Origin of the sequence: Paenibacillus ihumii (assembly GCF_001403875.1) — a bacterium.
In the GTDB taxonomy this organism is placed as follows: domain Bacteria; phylum Bacillota; class Bacilli; order Paenibacillales; family Paenibacillaceae; genus Fontibacillus; species Fontibacillus ihumii.
In genome coordinates this window covers 3,222,121-3,243,023 of sequence record NZ_LN884299.1, presented here as the reverse complement: position 1 = coordinate 3,243,023, position 20,903 = coordinate 3,222,121, and the positions used below count along the sequence as shown (strand labels likewise).

Below are 20,903 nucleotides of genomic sequence, written 5' to 3'. Positions count from 1 at the left end.
GTGATGATCAATGAGCTTACTTGAATTAACAAAAGCATACTTGAGAATCGACGGGAGCGAGGATGATGATGTCCTCGCTCTTTTGGTCGGTGCCGCAGAGGGGTATCTTGCGAATGCAGGGGTCAAGAAACCGAAGCCTGGAGAAGACTCGAATTTGTATAATCTTGCGGTTTGCTTACGTGTACACCGCGAACGCGCAAGAGATGAGAAGGAAGTCGAGCGAGTAGAACGGTCGCTAACAGGTATAATCTTGCAATTAAAAACCGGGATTTGAGGTGATTACCATGGCTAAATACGTGGTTGAAAAAGACTTCCGCGATCGGTTCAATGGACATCGACACTGCCGGCAGGGAGAAGCGCATGTGCCACCAAATGAAGAGCGGGCAGAGCAGCTTCTCAAACAAGGTTTTATCTCTGTTGTTGAAGAGAAAAGGGATGACGAGCCAAAACAGGAAGGTAGAGCGGCGGCTGGATCGAAGAAAACATCAAGCAAGCAGACGAAACCGGGTGATGAGAATGGCGAAGCGGCTGCAGGCGAATGACCTTAATCGTAAGATCGCCATACAAAAGAAAGGGCGAACGGAGGATGATGCTGGCTATCCAATCCCTAACCCTAAAGAGTGGGAAGATGTCTTTCCATTTGATATATGGGCCAATCGCGAGCCGTTACAACGGGGTCGAGAATTTTTTGCTGCGGATGCTGCGCAGTCGGAAATAACCGTCCGCTATAAGATCCGTTACCGCGAAGGGATAAAATCGGATATGCGCCTGGTTGATAAGAGGGATAATCGGATATATGAAATCAAGACTGTGCTTGATGACGTATATGATGACCGCACAGAGACGCACCTGATGGTTGCAGAGGTATCTAATGGCTAGCGGGGTTTTGTATATCAACCAATGTCTGCGCATGTTTGGCCGTTGCAGAGGTATCTAATGGCTAGCGGGGTAGAGTTGCAGGGCGGCGATCAGATGCTTGCGGATATCCGGCGCAAACTAGCCTCGGGTATTTCTCGCCTGGAGAACCAAGGAATGCGCGAAGCTGGTGAAATTTTTGCAGAAGGGCAGCGGGAAAGAGTCGCTGTCAGTAAGATCGATCACTTGCATATGCGAGATGATATCCGAGTCAGTCCGGTGCGTCGGGTTGATGGACTGCGGGTTGTTTCCATTGGCCCTGGCAAAAAAACCGCCTGGCGAGCGCATTTTGAAGAGTTCGGGACAAAACATTCACCAGCGCAACCCTTCATCTATCCGAGTTTTCACGAAAATAAGGCTCGCGTGGCTCAACTCCTTGCAAGTGTCCAGAGAAAGGGGATGCAACAAGGATGATGATTGATCTTAAATCAACCATTACCCAGGCGCTGCGATCCAATGCGGCGCTTGCTTCTTTGTTGGGGAGAGACGAGAAGGGAAATGTAAAAGTTTATCCAGAGCAATCTCCTGATATCTCAATGCCCTACGTAACTTATTTCGAACTCACAAACTATGAGAATAAGTTTGCGAATGATAGATCTATTAGCAGCGAGATTCATTTTCAGGTAGATGTGTGGTCAAACGGGAATACCTTTCCAATCGCTCAAGCTGTGAATGAGACGATGTACGAGCTCGGTTTTTTTCGGCGGGCAGCTCGGGATTTCAACGAGAATGAAAAAGGTATTTATCACAAAGTTTTACGTTATTCAAAAACTCATTTTGGAGGTTGATTGATTTGGCAGATGTCGTAAAAGTTCCTGTCGGATTGCAGGATGTATATTATGCAAAACTCATTAAAGATGATAAATCGGGTGTTGAGTATGATACACCTAAATTGCTTGCCCTGGCAATCACGGCCAATGTTACACCAACGATTAACTCTGCAACACTCTTTGCCAATGACGGTCCGGTAGTAACAGCTAACGCCCTAGGAGAGATCACTGTAGAAATAGGTGTTCCAGACATCAGTTTTGAGGACTATGCTATTTTGTTAGGAGCGAGACTGAATGATAAGGGTATGTTGATCGACAACGCAGACGACCAAGCGCCGGAGGTAGCGTTAGGGTATAAGCGTACCTATAATGACGGAAGTATCCGCTACATTTGGCTCTTAAAAGGCAAATTTCAATTGCCAACTGACGAAGCCACAACAAAACAAGGTGAAATTACATTCCAGACTCCAACAATTCAGGCGAAATTCCTTAAACGTATTCATGACGGTAACTGGAGATTCCGGGCGGATAGCAGCAATCCAGATAGCGCAGACTTAATTACTTCGTGGTTCAGTGCTGTTCCAGACGATGTACCAGACACTATTCCTACACCATAGGAAATCCGAGAGAGAGGGCAATATGCCTTCTCTCTTTTTATATTCCGGGGGTGAAGTTGTGAAGGTTGAAAAAGTACCAATAGATTTAGATAAGCGCCGTCATCTTGTTTATGATCTGGACGCGGTATATGAGTTAGAGCAGGTTTACGGATCGTTTGCGAAGGCGATTAAAAGCGTGCGTCTTGATGCGTTTGACGACACGGCCAAGGTGCTATATTTCGGATTGAGGCATGAGGACGATACGTTAAGCGTCGCCGCTGCAGATCATCTGATTGATGTGACTAATCGATTCGAAGTAATCGAAAAAATAATCAAAGCAGTTTCGTTGTCCTTGCCGGATTCAAGCGCTGTTCAGACTACAAACCAGCAGACCCAACAACCTGATAGTTTAGATGACTCCGGTTGGGAATGGGATTGGCTTTATTATATGGGAACCGTCCTGCTCGGAATGAGCGAGGCGGTTTTTTGGTCTAGTACGCCCCGCAAGTTGTTTTCGTTGTGGGCGATCCACAAGCGCGTGAACGGTTGGGAGGAAACGGAATCACCAGAAAAAACTCGGGCGCAGGCTTGGATAGATCAGTACATCTAATCGGGAGGTGAGGAACAAATGTCAGACGAAATCGAAGTATCGAATCTAGTCACGAAAATTACGGTCGATGATACCGGAGTAGAGCAGTCCATGGCCGCGTTGGGCAGGCAAATGAAGGTTGTGCAATCTGAATTTGCGGCAGCGTCAAGCAAACTTGGAGAATACGCCAAGGAACAGGAAGGTTTAAAGACAAAGGCCGACTCGTTAAGTAAACAACTAGAGATTCAAGGGCAGCGGGTTGCCAAACTAAAGCAACAACACGAGGCCACAGCCGCCGCCAAGGGCGCAGATGCGAGGGAAACACAGAATCTTGAAATCAAGCTAAACAAAGCGGTTGCACAATACAATAAATTGCACCATGAGCTTAACACCACGACAGAAGCACTGAATAAGCAAACTACAGCATGGGAAAAAGCATCAAAAGCGGTAGATGAAGCAGCTAAGAAAATGGAAGCGGCAGGCAGACAGATGAACGCCGCTGGCCAGGCGTTAACAATGACCCTTACGGCTCCAATTTTGGGAGTTGGCGTCGCTTCGACTAAGGCCTCTATCGACTTTGAAAGTGCCTTTGCAGGCGTCAGAAAGACCGTTGATGCAACAGAAGAAGAGTTTCAACGATTTAGCCAAGAAATCCGAGATATGTCAAAGGAAATTCCGCAGACGGCGACAGCCATTGCAGGTGTAGCTGAGGCAGCGGGGCAGTTGGGTATTAAGAATGAAGCTATCATGGGCTTTACTCGGACGATGAGCGACTTGGGTGTAGCAACGAATATGAGCTCCGAACAGGCGGCCACAGCTCTAGCGCGGCTTGCAAACATTACACAGATGCCGCAGGAGAACTTTGACAGGCTAGGCGCAACCATCGTTGACCTTGGTAATAACCTCGCTACAACGGAGGCCGAGATCGTTGAGATGGGGCTACGGCTTGCCGGGGCCGGGAAGCAGATTGGATTAACCGAAGCTCAAATACTCGCCCTTGCTGGCTCATTGTCCTCTGTAGGTATTGAAGCAGAGGCCGGGGGTTCGGCGTTTAGCCGTGTAATGATCGAAATGTCCCAAGCGGTTATGACTGGCAGCGGAAGTCTAAATACCTTTGCATCAGTAGCCGGTATGTCGGCAGATCAGTTTAAAACAGCTTTCCAGCAGGATGCAGCTGGTGCCTTGATCTCGTTTATTGAAGGTTTAGGCAAGATGTCAGCGGCGGGCGAGAACACCTTTGCTGTCTTGGACGATCTTCAATTGTCCGAGATTCGAGTTCGAGACGCACTACTTCGTGCTTCTAATGCAGGCGATCTTTTCCGCAACTCCATGGAACTTGGAACAAGGGCCTGGGAAGAAAACACGGCGCTGACCAACGAAGCCAGCCAACGCTATGAGACAACAGCATCCCAACTGCAGATACTCGGTAACCGGATTGTTGACGCGGCCATTACGTTAGGGGATGCTCTTGTACCAGCGTTGATGGCAGCTTTAGACGCCTTGGAGCCTTTATTCGAAAGTATTGAGGCTGGGGCCCAGTGGTTCGCGAATCTTGACCCAGAGATGCAGCGTACGATCATTACGATTTTGGGAATGGCAGCTGCTGCCGGGCCATTACTGATTGTTGCCGGACAGCTAACAACCAGCATATCATCCCTCATTCCAGTGGTTAAGTTGTTAGGAACCGAAATAAAGTTTCTCGCCGGCACTCCAATAGGATTAGCGGCCGTGGCTGCAGCTGGGCTTATTGATATATTTGTTCAAATCAAATCCACAATGGAAGATGCTAAAAGGGCAACCGAGGAACTGGCAGAAGCTAATCTAAGGTATCAGGAAATCCAACAAAACGGCATTACCCGTGATCAAATCAATCAAACTCAAGAAGAAATAAATAAACTCGAAGAACTGACTGAGACATACCAAAAGTTCATTGAAATCGCAGCTGAATCCAATGAGGGACGAACAGGGCGCTTTAATAGAGCACTTATTCTAACAGCCGAAGAACTGGGAGTTTCTTTTAAAAAGCTACAAGAAGAGGCTCGATATTTTGGTGTAGAGCTTCAATATTTAGATGAAAATGGAAAGATGGCTGCCGCCTCTCTGGATGATCTTGTTGATAGACATAATGATCTGACTGAAGCTATCAAGGATGCACAAAAAGCAACCGCAGCAGAGATAAATGATCAAGCAAAACAAATAGCGGTAAGGCAACAGGAAGTAAGAGGTGTAAACGACTTATTAAAGACATATAAGTCTGCCAAGCAGGGATCGGATGAATGGACAGCAGCGCATAAGGAATTAGCTCGTCAATTTCCGCAGTTTGTTACAGCTACCGGGTTAAATGTGGAGGCAATTGAAGGGTTGATACTTGTAAAACAGCAAGAAATTCAATTGGAATGGGCGAGTATACAAGTTAAGGCCCAGGAGGCATTGCAAGAGAAGCAAACAGCGATTGCCAAGCAGGAGTCGGCAATAAAGATCGCGGAATCTATCCAGAAAATAGCGGGATCTTCCGGGATTGCCGAATCTGCCCTAGCGCGAATGAACGATGAATTAACTCGTTTACGCGGAGAGGCGGCAAGCCTGCAGGCGTTGCTAGACATGAAACCGGAAGACTTCAAGTTCGAGCCGATCATTATTCCATCTGTCGGTGGAGGTAATAAAGGAAAGGGTAAAAGCAGCGGTAAAAAGTCTACTACAACTAAATCTAAAAGTTACTCCAACGAAGCGTTGGACGAAGCTTACAAGCAACTTGAACATAAAAAGCGGCTTGACAAGATGACCCTCGAATCCGAGCTGGAGACTTTGCAGGCTATCCAAAAAGCTCACGTGAAAACGGCGGATGAGCGTATGGCCATCGAGGAAAAAATATACGATGTTAAGAAGCAGATAGCTGAGCGTGAAAAAGAGCTGCGAAAGGATGGATTTGAGTATGCGAAGCAGCAACTGCAGGCCGCATATGAGGACATGCTTGCACGTGAAGGACTGTCTGCCGAGGAACGTTTAAAGCTAGAAGAGGGCCTGACACAGGAACAAATCTTGCTTCATAAAGAGTACATTAACCAGATCAAGGATGATATGCAGGATCGTTTTAAGGCCGAAGATAAGCTGCTGAACGATCAAATCTGGAGCAATAAAAACTATCTGGAGAAGATCCTGGCTGACAATCGTTATTCGGCTGCAGAAAAAAGAGCTATTGAACGAGAAATCACCGAAGAGATTCGCAAGGCTACGAATGAACGGCTGAAGCTACAGAAGGAATATCACCTCGAAACTCTCAAATTAGCAGCAGAGGAACAGAAGGCACAGGTCGATAACATTAATAATTTTTCCAAGGCCGTACAAGATGCTCTTAAAGCTAAGTACCAGGCGGAAAGGAAAGCCGAGGAGGAGCGCCTAAAGGCAGAGCAGCAGGCAAACGAAGAATGGAAGAGGTCGCAACTCGACGCAATCAAGACTGTCTATAATGCTCGCGTTTTAGCCGCACAGAAGGCGGCGGACGCCGAGATCGAGCGCATCAATGCTGTTTACAATGCTCAGATTGAAGCGATTCAAAAGGAGCTTGACGCCCTCAATCAGGCTGAAAAGCAGCGGAGCCGCGAGGAGCTCGATGCAGAGGATCAAAAAAAGATTGATCGGCTATCGGCTAAAATTGAGTACGAGCATGACGACTTTAACCGCAAGCAACTCCAAGACGAACTGAATAAGGTTATTGCTGAAATGAACGAGCGACACCGACAGCAGGAGCTTGAAGATAAGAAAGAGGCGCTAAAGGAAGAACAAAGCGCCCTAAAGAAGAAGCTTGACGAAGAAACCCAGGCCATCAAGGAACAGCTTATTGCCAAGAAGGAGATCATGGCCCAGGAATACGAGGCCCAGCAGGCAAACATTAACGCCATATACGCTGCGCAAAAGGCGTCGCTAGACCAGCAACTCGCCGATACACAGGCGCACTACAACAAGCTCCTAGAAGCCAAGAGCCTACAGGCGGAAGCTGAGAAAATGATCATCCAGAATCAGCAAGAGGAAATTTTGGTGCTCCTCGATGAGTTTGGCGAAGGTTATCAGGCTGCAGGGCAAACATTGGGTGAAAAGTTAGTGGCAGGATTTAAACCGAAGGTAGACGAGATATCATCCATGATCGCGGGAGTAATTGCACAAATCGACGCCGCTAGATCAGCAGCCCTTGCCCTGGCAGCATCACCGCCAGCTGTAGGAGGGGGTGGCAGCGGGTCATCCGGATCATCATCAGGAGGGGGCGGCGGATCGAATTCTTCAACTCCTGTTATCCATGGAACTGTCACGTCTGTTAGTAAAGGAGATTCTACGCCATCGGTCAGAGGAACGGTGGTTTCTGTGACCAATAATTTCAACTCTCCAGTTACATCGCCGTCTGCGGTTTCAGCAGCAGCCACAAAAACAGCTCAAAGATTAGCAGGTTTCTAGGAGGTGTCGAATTGCAAAGAGTTACGTTTGTAAATGCCCGGGGCGAAACGGTGTTATTCGACAGCTCCGGGCCGTTTGTGCTGCAAAAAATTGATGGTACTTCTAACGTATCGGCGGAGATAAAAAGCACCAGATCGCCATATCAGGATGGTAGTAGTTTTGTTGACGTGCAGCTGGAAGATAGACTAATTCCGTTGCAAGGATTTATTAATGCGAAGAGTCAATTGGAGCTATACGAGCGTCGCCGGGAGTTGGCTAGAATTTTAAATCCAAAGTTGGGGCCCGGCAGGCTGATTTATTCCAATGATGCCCGTAACTATGCCATACCTGCGATCCCCGAAGAGGGGGTCAACTTTGGAGAAAGACATGTCCATGCCAATCTCTTTGTGGTTAATTTTATCGCAAACGATCCATACTGGCGTGACGAAAATCAGACAGTAAAGGGGTTAAGATTCGAGGCGGGAGGGTTGAACTTTGCACTTCGCCTCCCGACTCAGTTTGCATTTTCTGCTTATCGCGGCACATTTATAAACTCTGGAGATGTTGAGACCCCGGTCGAGATCCACTACAAGGGGCCAGCAACAAATCCTATTGTGGAGAACGAGACGACCGGGGAATACATCAAAGTCAATTATACCTTAACAGCAGAAGATACGTTGATCATCAGTACTGCCTTTGGTAATAAACGTGTCGAGGTACTCAATGATGACGGAACCCGGACGAATGTATTTAACTGGATCGACTTAGGCAGCACCTTCTTCCAGCTAAAACCCGGACGGAACATGCTAAAGTATGGTTCTGAATACGAGTCGGAACAACAAGCTGCTACGGTTACTATCTATTGGTATAACAAGTATTTGGGGGGATGACTATGGCAGCTCCATCGGTTCGCGTGCTGGATACCCAATTTAATCTCCTTGGAGAGATCGACGACTATGAGAGTTTGCAGTTCACGCGGCGTTTTTACCGTGCCGGTGAATGGGAAATGCATATAGCGCTCGGCAAACAAAATGTTGACGCTCTGCAGATTGACCGGATTATTGTAGTTGGTAAGGATCCCGAGAAGTCAGGAATCATCATTCAACGGGAGATTGTCCAGGATGAACAAGGCATAGAGACACTGGTGGTTAAGGGGCCTACCTTGGGCGGTGTCCTAAATCGTAGAATAACGGTGACGGATGCATACGATCGTATCCGAGGCCCAGCCGAAACCGTCATGAAGCACTATATTGCTAACCACCTAACGAATAGTATTTATCTAGATCGGAATATCCCGGTCTTTTCTATTGCTCCAGATCAGCAGAGGGGAAAGCAGACGCCTTGGCAGACGCGATTCGAGCCGCTTGACGTTGTGATACAGGAGATTGCGGAGTGGTGCGACATAGGTTGGTTTGTACGTCTGGACTATGCCGCAAAAAAGTGGATATTCGATGTTTATGAAGGGCGAAACCTAACTGCGGGTCAGTCTGCGCTACCTCCAGTAATCTTCTCGCACGAGTTCGACAACATTAAATCTCAGCAGTATATGGACTCTTATCTGCAATATAAAAACGTTGGTTACGCTGGAGGAAAAGGCGAGGAAGAAGATCGCCTAATCCAAATGGTCGGCGGCGGCACAGGACTTAATCGCAGGGAAGCATTTCTGGACTGCAGCTCGGCGGAAGACATTCTGGAGTTGGTCGAGATGGGGGAGCAGAAGCTTGCGGAGTTGAAACGCATAACAACCTACAATGGGCAGGTGCTGGATACCGGCAGCTTTGTCTATCAAAAGGATTGGGATTTGGGCGACCGGGTCACTTTGCAAAATAAAAAATGGGGCCTAACAATGGACAGCCGGATCACTGAGGTCAAGGAAATTTATGAACCGGCGAGCAGTTTAGAGATTGTTTTGGGTGATGAAATCCCCACTATTAAAACAGCAATGAATAAGCTAGAGAACAATGTAAAAAGGAGTGAATGATATTGCCGCAGAAATCAGGTTTTTTTGATAGTACAGCCGACGATATGCGCGAATATCCGGCCAGAGAGTTTGCCGAGTATTTCGCGCGATTCATAGGTAACGGCGTTTTCCTCGGTGGAACTCGTCTTAAGGTTACGGCAAGCGGGCAGGACGCTAATGTAAACGTAGAACTCGGGTATGGCTGGATTAATGGGTATATGTACAGCGTATACGACGAGCCCCTCTCGCTGCCGATTCAGCCCGCTACCACGCAGGACCGGATTGACCGGGTGATTCTTCGTCTTGACACTTCGGCGCCTGTACGGGCGATCCGGGCGCTTGTGGTGCAGGGTCTCCCGGCAACGTCCCCAGCCGCTCCGGCTTTGGTGAGATCCGGTAATATCTACGACCTGAGTCTGGCCCAAATACGGGTTCTGGCGAACACTTCGATAATTAAACCCGAAAACATCACAGATGAGCGTTTGAATAACCAAGTGTGCGGGATCGTTACAGCTCTAATAGATCAGGCGGATACCACGTCAATATTTAACCAGTTCCAGGCGTGGCTCAATACTAAAACGGCTGAATACCAACAGCAATGGCAAGATTTCATGCAGTCGGTGCAGGATGAGGGATTTGCAACGACTGAGTATGTAGACAATAGAGTGCTGACCGGGGGATATGGCGTAACAACCAACAGCGGGAATGCATACTCGGTCAAACCAACCCCGGCCCCGACTGCTCTTGTAGAAGGTCTTCGGGTTACAGTTCGAATTAATGCGGCCAATACAGGGGCGGCTACCCTAAACGTCAACGGACTTGGCGCTAGGAACATACTTAAAGGGAATGGTAATGCGGTAGCAGCTGGCAACTTGAAGTCTAATTCTGTTTACACTCTCGTGTACAGTGGAACGGCTTTTATCTTACAGGGTGAAGGGGGGGAGTATGGAACAGCCGTAGCAGCGGACGTATTAAAAGGAAAGACGATTGGAACTGAAAGCGGGATTATCACTGGGACTATGGCCAACAACGGGGCACAAATCATTACACCATCCACGGTAAATAAAGCTATCCCGGCAGGGCACCATAACGGAAGTGGGTATGTAATCGGGGACCCCGACTTAATTTCCAGCAATATCCGATCGGGGATCGATATTTTTGGAGTTAGCGGTAACGTCTCGCCCGGAGGACTAGCCGAGTTATCATACCATAATCAACTGAGAGATTTACCTCCCAATTCCTTCAGCACCATAGATTTATTAACATTACCGAGAGGAGTTAGGTATATATCATTTTCCTCGGATGCCACCGAATCAATTATCAACACATTTCAAACGATAGAACATGAGGATATATATCAAACATTTGCAACCCTAGCCCTTGTGGATAGTAATAATCAATTTATACAGCTTATGGGCAAGACAGGCCGGACAACGTATACGATGGCGTTTTTTTTAAACTTAGAAACCAAGGTTTTACAGCTATATGTATACAGTAGCAGTATAAGGTCTAGTCCTATTAACATAACAACCCCCTTTAATTGGAACGAACAGCTTCAATTAAAAGTTGTGTTTAGCAATAGACATAGTCAGTGGATAGGTACAAGAGTATCAATCTCAGGAAGGATACAATATGCCTAATAGGAGGGATGTAATATGTTCGCTATTTATCATGATTTGGTCGGCGACATAGCAAAAGTTAAAGCTATTATTCACAATCCGTACCCAGAACAGATAGAAGAAAACGGGCTACACGTGGAGAGTCTGCCAATATCCGAGACGCCAGAAGGAATGTACCCTGTGCTGATGATAAATCTTAGTACAGGAGAGATGTTTTATAATTACGAAGTTCTGCCTGTACAGATTCCGGATAACGAAATTGCTGACAAGGTAACGGCTTTAGAATCCGACCTGGGCAACCTACTCCTAGAAAATGCCGCTGATAAAGCAACGATCGCCACGCTGGAAGACACGGTCGGCAATCTGCTGCTGGAAGTAGCGACCTTGAAGGGAGGTGCTGAGTAATGTGGTTTGCATCGATCAAGCGATTTTACGACAACGGCCATCCAGCATATACACCTGAGAACTTAAAAACGTTTGTTGTTGCCAAAATGATAACGTCGCAGCAGTACCAGCAGATTACTGACATTGAATATGCATAGAGGCAGCGCCGCAAGGCGTTTTTATTTTGCCCTCGGATACCCGGGGGCTATTTTAATGGATTGGGGGTAGGGGGATGGATGGAGTACAAGCCGAAATGTTACAGCGAATCACGAGGGTAGAAACTACTGTGGACAACATGAATGAAAAACTAGATAGGGCAATATCGGCGAACGAAACTGCGGTAAAAGCTCTATCATCTGCTAAATCTGCACATGAGAGATTAAATCGTATCGAAGATGGTCAAAAATGGCTCTGGCGAACCTTTGCAGGAGCTTTCATCTTGGCGATTGCCGCTTTTGTTATCGCCGGTGGACTTAAATAAAAAAATGAGAGGAATGATTTTGAATGGAATGGAACATGATCTTTGAACTGATTGACCCGAGGTTGCTGATTGTAGTTGCTGCATGCTGGGTGCTGGGGTACGTGCTTAAGCAAACCCCGCGGGTACCCGATTGGAGCATCATCTATGCTGTTGTGGTACTTGCTGTTGTATTTGCCGTAGGGCTGCTGGGTTGGGGCGTGGAAACAGTGATCCAGGGCATCTTGGCCGGCGCATTTGCCGTCTTTGGTCACCAGGCGATTAAGCAGGCCCGGAAAGGTGGAGAACAATGAAGAAAGTATTTATCGATGCTGGCCATGGTGGTAAGGACCCGGGGGCGGTAGGATACGGATTACAAGAGAAGGACATCGTACTTGCAGTGTCCCTCGGCATCAAGCAGCAGCTAGAATCGCAATATGACGGCGTTCAGGTGCAACTATCCCGGAGTACAGATGTATATTTGACGCTTAAGGAGCGTACCGACTTAGCCAACAAAGCTGGCGCCGACCTCCTGGTCTCCATCCATTGCAATGCCGGCGGCGGTGCTGGAGGCTTCGAGACGTTCCGTTACTCTTCGGCAACAACAGCGAGTACTTCATTTCAAAACGTGCTGCATGGCGAGATCCTCACTGCACTTAAACCGTTTGGTGTGATCGATCGTGGTAAAAAGTCCAAGAACCTGCACATGGTCCGGGAGAGTAAAATGCCGGCAGTGCTTACCGAGAACCTGTTCATTGATGTGGCCAGCGATGCGGCTAGGCTGAAGCGGCCAGAAGTGATCGATGCAATTATCCAGGGACACGTGTCCGGGATTGCGAAATACCTAGGTTTAAAGCGAAGGGAGGGGTTAGTCGTGATAAAAGCGCCTGAGTGGAAAGAGAAGGGCCGGGAATGGCTAATCAAGAATGCTGAAATCAGTCCAGAATGGAAAGCGACCGATCCAGTTGATATCGGAACGCTGGGAACTATACTTGGAAGATTGATTAAATAAATGGTATAATATGGTCAAGATATCAGCACCCCTGATATGCAATCCGGAAACACCGGTAAAAAGGAGCCCTGCGACTACGGTCGTGGGGCTCCTTTTTTTATTTACCTATCTGCCAATTCTTCACGCAATGCCTTTTGAAGTACCTGCGAGAAATTCAAACCAGCAGCTTCAGCAGCGACATTTAGATCATGGGGAATGGTCAGTGTTTTCTTATCGTATTTTATTTTTTCTTTTAGATGACATTTGGCAACGATCGTGCGCTGTCCTTCCTGTAGATCGATCTTATTTAATGGTGTGGGCTCAGGAATTTCCTCATTATCATCTATCCGGCTTTCAATAGTTAGTTTGAGAACTTCATCAGCTCTACGGATAGCCTGCTCAATGTCATCGGCTTGAGATATAGCTTCTTCTAAGTCTGGGAAAGTAATCGCAATATGTTTCCCTGAAAAATCAAGAACAGCTACATATTGAAACTCATTTTTCAAAGGGATCATTCCTTTCACTTTTATTATATTTACTTTATTTTATTTTTAAAGAAGAGGGGAGGGGCTAGAACTTCAGCCCCGACTTCTTCTCAATATCCTTTAAGATATGTATTGCCAAGTCCTTTTCAGGATGTACCACTGTGACCTTAGCTTTTATGGTTGGGTGTTTAAATTGCCAATGGTCACCGACTGTCTTCACCCAATACCATCCGTTATTCTTTAATATTTTGATGACCTCTCTTGAAGAATAACTTCTCATCCCCTCACCTCCTAATTTAATTATAATACGTATCAATACGTATTGCAATACTAATTAAAAAAACCACAGGCATTACGCCTCGGTGGTTTTTGCGTTGATTATATGTTTTCAAGTAGATTAGCATAGCTGTTAGCCGCTTGTTGTAAATAAGTGTTCGGTACAATTAACCTACTCTCAATTTCTTTTACTGTATCTTGGCCTAATGACCCTTTATTAACCGAGTCAATTAAATAATCGATAACCTCTACTCGCCCCTGAATTGCTTTGGATAGATTCTCGATTGTTCCATCCAAAAAAATCTTAGCGGATGCGGTTAATTCAAGATCGTTAGGAGTTTCAAAACCTTCCAGCTCAGTGATTTTACTATTATACTGCTGCTTCGCTAACTCAAGATCAGAAATTGTAGATTCGGCGCTTAATAATCCGAATTGATAGTTATCGATTGACTCGGCGACAGATGTTTTCCAAGTCTGGTCAACGAGCGAACTTGTACTTCTTATCAAGCTATCCAGATCATCCTCGACGAATTTCAATTCAGGTGATCTCTTGTCAGTTTTAGTTTGCTTCACAGTACCACTATCTTTAGCTTCGGTATTTTTTACTTCTCCACATCCAGCCAGCAGTGATACAAAAAGCAAGATGAGTAATGTTTTTTTCATGACTTCCTCCGGTTCGGATTTATTAAAGACCAGTCTACCAGAACTAGGAAAAAGTTTCTATGCCAAACAAGGAAATTTTCTAGGAGAGGGGATGATTTGTCCGAGAAATGTCCTTTTGTAAGCTTTAAGTCGCGTTAAAATTATGTAATAGAAATGAGGGGGAGGTTAGAATTATTGAAAGGTGTGGGAACCTATACGTTCCCAATTCATCCGGGGGAGTGCGGTTGATTACCCGCGACGCCTGCTTTATTCGGCGGAGATTCGCCATTGATACAGACTCTCCATAGAGATCTCCAAGATCACCGAAGCGGTGTACATAGCTTCAACACTCATGAGACGCTCATCGCTACACCAGTATGATACCATGCGCTTTGACCAGCCTATACGTCGCGCAAATTCTGCTTGGCTCATGCCTCGATGATCAAGCCAATATTGCAGCAGGCACCTCCCTCGGGAGTATGCCAATTGATCAATTCCACCTTTCTTTTCAGGAAATATATCATTTATTTTCAGGAACGTTTGTTCTCGTTTTTTGTTCGTGTTTGTGGTATGCTCGTCTTATATCACATCGGAAAATATTAGCACATAACCCAGGAGTGATGACCTATTCAAAAAAAAAGTATTGACCTAAGTAAGTTATCTGAGGTGATGGGCAAGGATCCAGAATATTTAAAAAGAGTTATTGCTGGCTGTTCCGATACAATCGTTCAGCACGAACGGCAGCAATCATCCGCTGATACTCCTCCTCTGTCAGATCGTGACCATCAACTTTAAAATCAAAGCGTTGCTTGATTTCCTCGTCTGATAAATCAAGCGATCTATCGAAAAGCTCTTTCTCGGCTTCGTTCGGGGCAGGGCTTTCTTTGACTATATTTTTCTTTAGAAATTGAATGAAATCTGCTTTTGTTTCCAAGCTCATATCGCAAAATCTTATAAAATCCGCAATATCCTCTAAAGAAGTTGGAAGTTTTTCTAATTCTTTTTCTTCAAGATAGTGTTCAAGATCATCGTGAAGAAATTTACCAATAGTTTTGAATACTTCTTTATCTTGCCCCGACTCGTACGCCTCTTTGATCAACTCATTGATAGTAGCATCAAGAGCTTCTTGAATTCGTAAATAGTTTTTTACACCGGATTTTTTTTGTGTGTCTAAACCTTCAAAATACCCCGCTTTCTCCATTAGGTCAGTTTGGGAAGTGTTTAATCCCGCTGCTAATTTCCTTATTGTCTCTGGTCTAGGTAACTCACGTAAGCCATTTTCTATTCTGGATATTTGTGCATTACTTACACCTGATAATTCTGCTAATTGATTAAGTGTTAAACCCTTTTCTTCACGCAGTGATTTTAAATATATGCCGAAATTTGAACTCATTATTGGTACACTCCAATTCAAAAAAAGTAATTTCTTTAAGCATCACACTTGTAAATATACATGAAAATTCCCAATAGGTAAAGAAAAACAACGAAAAAACGTTACCGAGTGGTAAAATCATTTGAAAATCACCGCATAGGAACGAATATTCCCATTTTCGGTGTTTTACCATATGGTATAGGTGTGGTACTTTATAAGTGTTCCCATAAGGTAATGGAATATACACGCTGAGGGGGTGAAAACATGCGAATGGAGATTAACCTTAAGAATATTGAAGCATACATGCAATCTAAAGGTTGGGACGAATCAGAACTAGCTGAAAAAATCGGTGTTTCAAGGACACAAGTATATCGTGTTCTACGGGGGCAAAGATCTCCCGGAAATGAATTCATAGCTGGTCTTTTGAACGCTTGCAGAGAAATGGGTCTTAATGACCTATTTATTTTTGAAGACCCGTTACCACTAGGTAACGAAGATGGTAATGGAGAGGATGGTTCGAATGAATCCAAATGCTATAGTGCTAACACCTGAGCAATTAGAAGCCCTTAAAGCTGAAATTATTGAGGAAGTACGGAAACAACAATTGCCGCTTAAAGCATCCAGATACGAGCTGATGAATGAAATCAGAAGACATGTCAGCCCTATCCTTGGAGATGACTATCGAATCCATAGCGCATTTTCAACTATTGCACGAAAAACCTTTGATCTCCGTCATCAAACTTTCTTCTATGGAGAAAGTCTGGACCAAGCAACCGAAATGATTAAGGAGTTGGTTGCAGTCATCGAAAAGTTCCGGTCTCGAAATAGAAAGGGTGGCGAGAATGAACGAACCACAGATATATAAATTCAATGGTCAGGAAGTGCGAGTGATCGAGAAGGACGGCCAGCCTTGGTGGATTGCAAAGGATGTTTGCGAGGTGCTTGAGCTAACTGACACCAATAAAGCCCTGCTAGGTTTGGATGATGATGAAAAATCCGAACACGAACAGTATTCGGGTTCAGGGAGAAAACCGCTGATCATCAACGAACCCGGCCTGTACTCCTTAATCCTGCGTAGTCGCAAGCCAGAAGCAAAGCAATTCAAACGCTGGATAACGCATGAAGTCCTCCCGACGATCCGCAAGACAGGCGGGTATGTGGCAAACGACGATTTATTCATTCAAACTTATTTGCCGCATGCGGATGAACAAACGAAAGCTATGTTTCGGATCACGCTTGAATCGGTCCGCAAGGCAAATGAACAAATCGCCATCATGCAGCCAAAGGCGGAGTATTTCGATGCTCTGGTCGATCGGAACCTCCTTACTAGCTTCAGGGACACGGCCAAGGAGCTGAAAGTCAAGGAGCGGGAGTTTATCAATTGGCTGCTAGATCGCGGGTATGTCTTCCGTGACGGCAAAGGGGCACTCAAGCCTTACGCCCAGCATGTCCCAAACTTGTTTGAACTTAAAGAATGGGAACGCGGTAATAAGGCTGGGACACAAACGATGGTTACTCCCAAGGGCAGAGAGACATTCCGCTTATTGCTGACGAAGCAAACGGCTTAAGTAAATAGCACAACCTGATCTTTGAAAATCGAATATGCAAGGAAATAAATCAGAAAGGATGGCGATGGCATGGCCATAATGGTTCACCCGGTACATCGCCGGGTGGCTGAGCTAACAATAAAAATGCTGAAGGGCGGCTTAAACCCATTCGAAGCCAGCGAAATGATGCACTGTCTCAGGGCAAACGCTGATCTTGTGCAAAAGATTGACGGCTATAAAGAAGCCGCTTATGCAGCACAGTGCATCGGCAATGACGATCTACTTCAACACTTTTGTATGAAACTCGATGAAATGGAGGCGAAATGCACTTGAACACTGTAGAAAAGATGGTCCTGTTCCTTCGGATCGAAGCCTTCGCCAGGGCGAATAATCGTTTTAAAGTGGCGGGATGGGCCAGGCAGCAGTACCGGAAACACCGCGAAATGTACTTTGCAAATTGGGGTGAGCAGCATGCCAGACGAACTGCTTGATCGGCTCGGAACCTATTTTGAACACTTCGATATTGGCGCCCGCTACGGCATAACCTTCGGGGACTTCGTTGGGAAGGTGCAGCGGGGAGTGTGGTTCGCATGGCTGGCCTAGCCATAGAAGATGATGGTATCCAATATGACAACTTAGGCCGGATGATGTATCACCCGGAATTTCATGAAAAACACGGTCAGCGGTTTACGGAAGATGAGTTGTCCTATTTGTGCAAGTTTTACAAGCATGATGGTCGGCGGGCGATGTCGTTTGCTCTCGGTAAGACAGAGCGGGTAGTACAGAACAAATATCTGGAGCTTAAAAAGCGGGGGCTAATCTCGTACTACCAGAGTTTGCAGCATTACGTCTGAGGAGGTGCGGGGTGGCTATGTCTGATCTTGATCGCTTCTCCCAGCCACTGTGGGGCGAGCAGCAGCGCCGAAAGCCGCAGGAGGATGAATTATCAGCCTACAAGCAGGAGCGTGATAGCGGGCTTGTGGAGCGCTTGGAGGGAGGTGAGGAAAACGATGGGAGAAGCTGCTGAAATGGTGCTGGACGGTCTGCTCTGTGAATGCTGCGGGCTACTGATCGACGGCGAGGAGCCGGGGTATCCGCGGAAGTGTGAGGATTGCGAATAGGAAGGAGGTAAGGAATATGAAGAACATGTACTGGGTTCGCGGCGAAGTAACTGCCATCGTTCTTAATAGCCCTCGATATGGCCGAATGGAAACATTGATCAGCACTACCAAGCTTCCTCTGGCTCAATCATACGAAGGAACTTGGTATGCAAACTGGAGCCCTATTACAAAAAGCTTCTATTGCGCTGGCAGGATCAAACTTTCGGATGGAAGGATATCGACCATGTATCTTCACAGATGGATTACCAAGTGCCCGAAAAATATGCAGGTGGATCACTTCAACAACAATACATTGGATAACACTGATAGAAATCTAAGGATTGTTACTAGATCAGGCAATCAACAAAACAGAGCAAGGAATCAAAGAAACAACACTTCGGGCGCAAGGGGAGTTAGCTGGGATAAACGGTATGGAAAATGGAGCGTATCAGTAGTGGTTCAAGGGAAATCAATCCACATCGGCCGCTATGACACAGTTGGCGAAGCTGATCAAGCGGCCAAAGAAGCGCGAGCAAAGTATATGCCTTTTTCTAAAGAAGCGAGCTCCAAAACAGGGAGGCTATAATTTTTTTTGCCAAAAACGGGGTTTTTAGCCCAAAAATCAACGAAACGAGGGAAAAGCATGGACGAAAAAACATTGCAGTACCTGGGCGAAAGGGTCGATAAAGCCCGGGAAATCGTAAAAAAGATCGGAGTGCTTAAAGACTTTATTAAGCGCAGCGAAGGTAAATGCACTATTGAAATAAACGGGGACGGCCGTGGATCTGTTCGGATTCATAGTTACGATTTCAGACGCCTCGCAGCCAACGCCAAAGTAGCCGTCTTGAATCAAGTCGAAGAAGAAATCAAACTGCTCGAGCAAGAGCTCGACGAACTGTAGGAGGCTGCCGATGTCCCAATTTCCTGCCGCACTAATCAAGCAAATCTATAACAATCTGCCGGCTGTAATTCGTATCGATCTAAACAATTACCTGTATGTTTTGGACTGGTTACAGACCGAAACAAATCCAGAAATCAGAGCACACCTGATAGCGGAGCTTGAACTGATCGAAGCTAAGTACGGCGCTGTTGTAGTCAGAAAAAAAGCCGCCCAAGAGAGCGGTCAATAAAAAATAATCCAACCCAATAATACCACGGAAAGCGAGGATCGTGAATGGCTAAGCAAATTCGGTTCATCCAATTGGAGTTGAAGAACTTCGCCGGGATACGAAAGCTGGATGAAAAATATGGAGATATCACCAAACTGTCCGGCCGGAACGGAGAAGGCAAGACGACATTCGGGGAAGCCCCGGCTTGGATATTCTTCGGTACTGATTTATTTGGAAATAGATTCAACCCATCGCCTACAACATACGAGTTTGATCGGGTATATGCGTCACTTAGATTATCGGTCGATGGCGAGGAAATGACCTTCACCCGAGAAATTAACGAAAACGGGGTCAATGAATTTTGCATCAGTTATGTGCCTGCAAAGGCCAAGGAATATGAAGCGGCAGTGGCCGAGCTCTTTAGCAAAGAAGAATTCCTTTCCTTATATAATCCCGGGTTCTTCTTCACCCAACACTGGACTAAGCAGCGGGAGCAGGTAATGAAGCACGCTTTACCTCCAGCTAAATCCGATGTACTCGCAGAAATGAGCCGGACTAATCCTGAACAGAAGGTAAAGGATATCGTCCACAACCCTGCTGCCGCCAAGCTCGACGAGCTGACGAAAAAGCATTCCCTGGACGATCTCCAGAAGATTCACGGCGGGACCGGGGGCCAGAAAGCGAAGCTGGAGAAGCAGCACATCGCCGCTCAAAGTCGAACCAAGACGCTGCGGGAACAGTATGACCGCCTGCCGGATGCGCCAGAGGATATTGAGGCTGTCAAAGCTGAATCTGCCACGCTGCTGGAACAAATCAAGAAGATCAACGAGCAGATTGAAGCGGCCCAGCAAACCAATCAAGAACGCTCATCTGTTATGGGTAAACTCGCTGCGGCTCGCATGGCCGTTGAAGCTGCCAAAGATCGGTACATGAAGGTTTACTCCGAGCCAATCGAAGACGCCTGCCCGACCTGCCAGCGGCCATTTGACGACGCAGCGCGTAAAGCTGCAACCGACAGCAAGGAAAAGCGGAAACATGAGCTTCATGCCGAGCACTCTAAGGCCGTAGCCAAGCGTAAGGAGTTAGAGGCCGAGCTGGCTGGCGTGGAGGAGGTCGACGTCTCAGACCTCTGGAACGAAATGCGTGAGCTTGAACGGAAGCGGGATGCATTAGAGGATTCGATCAAAGCTCAGGAGGTCCGGGCACGACTGCAGGCGGATGTCGAGGCAGCCAAGAAGGCTGAGGACGACACGCTCGCTGCACTCAAAGAGTCTATCTTCATTCTGGACGCAATCAAGGCATACCGCGCGAAGGAAGCCGAACTGCAGGCTGAAAAAGTCCAGTCGCTATTCACTAGACTCAAAATCCGACTCTTTAAATACGTGAAGACCACTGGTGAATACGAGCCGGATTTCAGCATCCAAATGGACGGTAAGGACTATGCTGCACTGTCCACAGGCGAGAAGATCGCTGCGGGTCTGGAGCTCACTGAGGTACTGTTCAAGCAATCCGAACTTATCGTTCCTACTTTTATTGACGGTATCGGCGAGTATACGGGCGAGATCGCAGTCTACGGCCAGCTGATCACGGCCCGAGCAATCAAAGGTCAAGAATTCAAAATCGAAACGGAAGACATTACCGCTGCCTAACCTATAAAACTATCTCT

33 protein-coding genes are annotated in these 20,903 nt (G+C 46.5%); 28 read left to right on the top strand and 5 right to left on the bottom strand.

The features are described 5' to 3' along the window. Window positions 1-10: 10 nt before the first annotated feature. From BN2762_RS21770 to BN2762_RS21700, 16 genes are all read left to right on the top strand, one after another. Window positions 11-274 (top strand): head-tail connector protein, encoded by a 264-nt coding sequence (locus BN2762_RS21770; RefSeq protein WP_074048668.1) that lies wholly within the window; start codon window positions 11-13, stop codon window positions 272-274. Between the two features lie 10 nt (window positions 275-284). Beyond that, on the top strand, window positions 285-542 hold the full coding sequence (locus tag BN2762_RS21765; RefSeq protein WP_055108959.1) for a hypothetical protein: 258 nt from the start codon (window positions 285-287) through the stop codon (window positions 540-542). Next, window positions 517-879, top strand: a complete 363-nt coding sequence (locus BN2762_RS21760) for a phage head closure protein (protein ID WP_055108958.1) — start codon at window positions 517-519, stop codon at window positions 877-879. The genes BN2762_RS21765 and BN2762_RS21760 overlap by 26 nt, the downstream gene beginning before the upstream one ends. A 57-nt stretch (window positions 880-936) precedes the next feature. After that, the gene (locus tag BN2762_RS21755) at window positions 937-1,329 is read left to right on the top strand and encodes an HK97-gp10 family putative phage morphogenesis protein (RefSeq protein ID WP_055108957.1); all 393 of its coding nucleotides are present in this window, start codon (window positions 937-939) and stop codon (window positions 1,327-1,329) included. After that, window positions 1,326-1,703 carry a DUF3168 domain-containing protein gene (locus BN2762_RS21750; protein WP_055108956.1) on the top strand — a complete coding sequence of 126 codons (378 nt, stop codon included), beginning with the start codon at window positions 1,326-1,328 and terminating at the stop codon, window positions 1,701-1,703. The genes BN2762_RS21755 and BN2762_RS21750 overlap by 4 nt, the downstream gene beginning before the upstream one ends. Before the next feature lie 5 nt (window positions 1,704-1,708). Further along, on the top strand, window positions 1,709-2,302 hold the full coding sequence (locus BN2762_RS21745) for a major tail protein (RefSeq protein ID WP_055108955.1): 594 nt from the start codon (window positions 1,709-1,711) through the stop codon (window positions 2,300-2,302). A 58-nt stretch (window positions 2,303-2,360) separates the two neighbouring features. Beyond that, a complete protein-coding gene (locus BN2762_RS21740; protein WP_148499981.1) occupies window positions 2,361-2,891 on the top strand; it encodes a hypothetical protein in 531 nt (176 codons plus the stop codon). An 18-nt stretch (window positions 2,892-2,909) separates the two neighbouring features. After that, window positions 2,910-7,316, top strand: coding sequence for a phage tail tape measure protein (locus BN2762_RS21735; RefSeq protein ID WP_055108953.1), 4,407 nt, complete (start codon window positions 2,910-2,912; stop codon window positions 7,314-7,316). 11 nt (window positions 7,317-7,327) lie between these two features. Beyond that, window positions 7,328-8,185 (top strand): distal tail protein Dit, encoded by an 858-nt coding sequence (locus BN2762_RS21730; RefSeq protein ID WP_055108952.1) that lies wholly within the window; start codon window positions 7,328-7,330, stop codon window positions 8,183-8,185. Window positions 8,186-8,187: 2 nt separating this feature from the next. Beyond that, window positions 8,188-9,276 carry a siphovirus ReqiPepy6 Gp37-like family protein gene (locus BN2762_RS21725; protein WP_055108951.1) on the top strand — a complete coding sequence of 363 codons (1,089 nt, stop codon included), beginning with the start codon at window positions 8,188-8,190 and terminating at the stop codon, window positions 9,274-9,276. A 2-nt stretch (window positions 9,277-9,278) separates the two neighbouring features. Next, entirely contained in the window at window positions 9,279-10,895 is a 1,617-nt protein-coding gene (locus BN2762_RS21720) for a hypothetical protein (RefSeq protein ID WP_055108950.1), read from the top strand. Between the two features lie 15 nt (window positions 10,896-10,910). Continuing rightward, complete coding sequence (locus BN2762_RS21715) at window positions 10,911-11,279, top strand: hypothetical protein (protein ID WP_055108949.1); 369 nt, start codon at window positions 10,911-10,913, stop codon at window positions 11,277-11,279. Next, window positions 11,279-11,416, top strand: a complete 138-nt coding sequence (locus BN2762_RS26280; RefSeq protein WP_083485066.1) for an XkdX family protein — start codon at window positions 11,279-11,281, stop codon at window positions 11,414-11,416. The genes BN2762_RS21715 and BN2762_RS26280 overlap by 1 nt, the downstream gene beginning before the upstream one ends. 74 nt (window positions 11,417-11,490) lie before the next feature. Then, window positions 11,491-11,739 (top strand): hemolysin XhlA family protein, encoded by a 249-nt coding sequence (locus BN2762_RS21710; RefSeq protein ID WP_055108948.1) that lies wholly within the window; start codon window positions 11,491-11,493, stop codon window positions 11,737-11,739. A 23-nt stretch (window positions 11,740-11,762) separates the two neighbouring features. After that, window positions 11,763-12,029, top strand: coding sequence for a phage holin family protein (locus BN2762_RS21705; RefSeq protein ID WP_055108947.1), 267 nt, complete (start codon window positions 11,763-11,765; stop codon window positions 12,027-12,029). After that, window positions 12,026-12,727 carry an N-acetylmuramoyl-L-alanine amidase family protein gene (locus BN2762_RS21700; protein WP_055108946.1) on the top strand — a complete coding sequence of 234 codons (702 nt, stop codon included), beginning with the start codon at window positions 12,026-12,028 and terminating at the stop codon, window positions 12,725-12,727. The genes BN2762_RS21705 and BN2762_RS21700 overlap by 4 nt, the downstream gene beginning before the upstream one ends. Before the next feature lie 101 nt (window positions 12,728-12,828). Here the strand turns inward: BN2762_RS21700 and BN2762_RS21695 are convergent, their stop codons facing one another. From BN2762_RS21695 to BN2762_RS28225, 5 genes are all read right to left on the bottom strand, one after another. After that, window positions 12,829-13,212, bottom strand: a complete 384-nt coding sequence (locus BN2762_RS21695) for a type II toxin-antitoxin system HicB family antitoxin (protein WP_055108945.1) — start codon at window positions 13,210-13,212, stop codon at window positions 12,829-12,831. Window positions 13,213-13,276: 64 nt separating this feature from the next. Further along, entirely contained in the window at window positions 13,277-13,471 is a 195-nt protein-coding gene (locus BN2762_RS21690; protein WP_055108944.1) for a type II toxin-antitoxin system HicA family toxin, read from the bottom strand. Between the two features lie 98 nt (window positions 13,472-13,569). Beyond that, window positions 13,570-14,130: a hypothetical protein gene (locus BN2762_RS21685; protein WP_055108943.1), complete on the bottom strand. Its 561-nt coding sequence runs from the start codon at window positions 14,128-14,130 to the stop codon at window positions 13,570-13,572. A gap of 246 nt (window positions 14,131-14,376) precedes the next feature. Beyond that, entirely contained in the window at window positions 14,377-14,595 is a 219-nt protein-coding gene (locus BN2762_RS26275; RefSeq protein WP_074048666.1) for a helix-turn-helix transcriptional regulator, read from the bottom strand. A 214-nt stretch (window positions 14,596-14,809) separates the two neighbouring features. Continuing rightward, window positions 14,810-15,502 (bottom strand): helix-turn-helix domain-containing protein, encoded by a 693-nt coding sequence (locus BN2762_RS28225; protein ID WP_074048665.1) that lies wholly within the window; start codon window positions 15,500-15,502, stop codon window positions 14,810-14,812. Between the two features lie 243 nt (window positions 15,503-15,745). On the opposite strand from BN2762_RS28225, the gene BN2762_RS21675 reads away from it, so the two are divergent. The 12 genes from BN2762_RS21675 (at window position 15,746) to BN2762_RS21635 (ending at window position 20,886) form a co-directional block, all read left to right on the top strand. Further along, complete coding sequence (locus tag BN2762_RS21675; protein WP_055108942.1) at window positions 15,746-16,033, top strand: helix-turn-helix domain-containing protein; 288 nt, start codon at window positions 15,746-15,748, stop codon at window positions 16,031-16,033. Further along, on the top strand, window positions 16,002-16,346 hold the full coding sequence (locus tag BN2762_RS21670; protein WP_055108941.1) for a hypothetical protein: 345 nt from the start codon (window positions 16,002-16,004) through the stop codon (window positions 16,344-16,346). Before BN2762_RS21675 ends, BN2762_RS21670 begins: the two co-directional genes overlap by 32 nt. Then, on the top strand, window positions 16,324-17,049 hold the full coding sequence (locus tag BN2762_RS21665) for a BRO family protein (RefSeq protein WP_055108940.1): 726 nt from the start codon (window positions 16,324-16,326) through the stop codon (window positions 17,047-17,049). The genes BN2762_RS21670 and BN2762_RS21665 overlap by 23 nt, the downstream gene beginning before the upstream one ends. 69 nt (window positions 17,050-17,118) lie before the next feature. Continuing rightward, window positions 17,119-17,361 (top strand): DUF7667 family protein, encoded by a 243-nt coding sequence (locus BN2762_RS21660; RefSeq protein WP_055108939.1) that lies wholly within the window; start codon window positions 17,119-17,121, stop codon window positions 17,359-17,361. Next, the gene (locus tag BN2762_RS27025) at window positions 17,358-17,519 is read left to right on the top strand and encodes a hypothetical protein (RefSeq protein WP_154674780.1); all 162 of its coding nucleotides are present in this window, start codon (window positions 17,358-17,360) and stop codon (window positions 17,517-17,519) included. The genes BN2762_RS21660 and BN2762_RS27025 overlap by 4 nt, the downstream gene beginning before the upstream one ends. Further along, window positions 17,500-17,631 carry a hypothetical protein gene (locus BN2762_RS28100; protein WP_262362835.1) on the top strand — a complete coding sequence of 44 codons (132 nt, stop codon included), beginning with the start codon at window positions 17,500-17,502 and terminating at the stop codon, window positions 17,629-17,631. Before BN2762_RS27025 ends, BN2762_RS28100 begins: the two co-directional genes overlap by 20 nt. Further along, window positions 17,619-17,882, top strand: a complete 264-nt coding sequence (locus tag BN2762_RS21655) for a hypothetical protein (protein ID WP_055108938.1) — start codon at window positions 17,619-17,621, stop codon at window positions 17,880-17,882. The genes BN2762_RS28100 and BN2762_RS21655 overlap by 13 nt, the downstream gene beginning before the upstream one ends. Before the next feature lie 17 nt (window positions 17,883-17,899). Further along, window positions 17,900-18,055 (top strand): hypothetical protein, encoded by a 156-nt coding sequence (locus tag BN2762_RS27020; RefSeq protein WP_154674779.1) that lies wholly within the window; start codon window positions 17,900-17,902, stop codon window positions 18,053-18,055. 110 nt (window positions 18,056-18,165) lie between these two features. Continuing rightward, entirely contained in the window at window positions 18,166-18,714 is a 549-nt protein-coding gene (locus tag BN2762_RS21650; RefSeq protein WP_055108937.1) for an AP2 domain-containing protein, read from the top strand. Window positions 18,715-18,771: 57 nt separating this feature from the next. Further along, window positions 18,772-19,029, top strand: a complete 258-nt coding sequence (locus BN2762_RS21645; protein ID WP_222861105.1) for a hypothetical protein — start codon at window positions 18,772-18,774, stop codon at window positions 19,027-19,029. A gap of 10 nt (window positions 19,030-19,039) precedes the next feature. Further along, window positions 19,040-19,258, top strand: coding sequence for a hypothetical protein (locus BN2762_RS21640; RefSeq protein ID WP_055108935.1), 219 nt, complete (start codon window positions 19,040-19,042; stop codon window positions 19,256-19,258). A 44-nt stretch (window positions 19,259-19,302) separates the two neighbouring features. After that, window positions 19,303-20,886: an AAA family ATPase gene (locus tag BN2762_RS21635; protein ID WP_055108934.1), complete on the top strand. Its 1,584-nt coding sequence runs from the start codon at window positions 19,303-19,305 to the stop codon at window positions 20,884-20,886. The last annotated feature ends 17 nt before the right edge of the window (window positions 20,887-20,903 follow it).